Here is a 588-nt window from a genome sequence, read left to right on the forward strand (position 1 = left end):
CCTGGATGGCAGCCAGGAAATCTACGCGCACGACGACCGGGCGCGGCTGGTGCGCAAGGTCGAGCCCGATGGCGGCGAGCACCTCAAGGCCTATGACGACCAGGGCCGGTTGATCGCCGAGCAGGACCCTCTGGGCGCCGTCACCGAATACCGCTACGACGAAGTCGGACGCCTGGTGGCGCTGATTGCGCCGGATGAAGTGCCGACGTCCTACGAATACCGCAACGGTTTCCTGCACGCCCGCTCCCGCGGCAACGCCACCTGGACCTACCAGCGCAACGACCAGGGCGACATCACTCGCCAGACCGACCCCGACGGCCACGTCACCTTTTACAAATACGACGGGCAAGGCCGACTGTTGGAAACCTGCCACCCCGACGGCAGTTTCCACCGGCTGAGCTGGAATGCGCTCGGCCAGTTGACGGAAGAAACCTTGCCCGACGCCAGTCACCGGGTTTTTTCCTACGACGCCCGGGGGCGTTTGTTGAGTCGCCAGGATGAACACGGCGCACTCACCCATTACCAATGGGACGCCATGGGCCGGTTGCTCCAGACCACCTCGCCAACGGGCGCGATCCGGGCCTGGAC

The 588-nt window shown here is 65.3% G+C and carries 1 pseudogene; it reads left to right on the forward strand.

Annotated features, from left to right (window positions below):
• Positions 1-588 (forward strand): annotated as a pseudogene (locus RGM2987_RS00055) (type IV secretion protein Rhs); the annotation flags it as partial.

The organism is Pseudomonas sp. RGM2987 (genome assembly GCF_022952855.1).
Taxonomy (GTDB): Bacteria; Pseudomonadota; Gammaproteobacteria; order Pseudomonadales; family Pseudomonadaceae; genus Aquipseudomonas.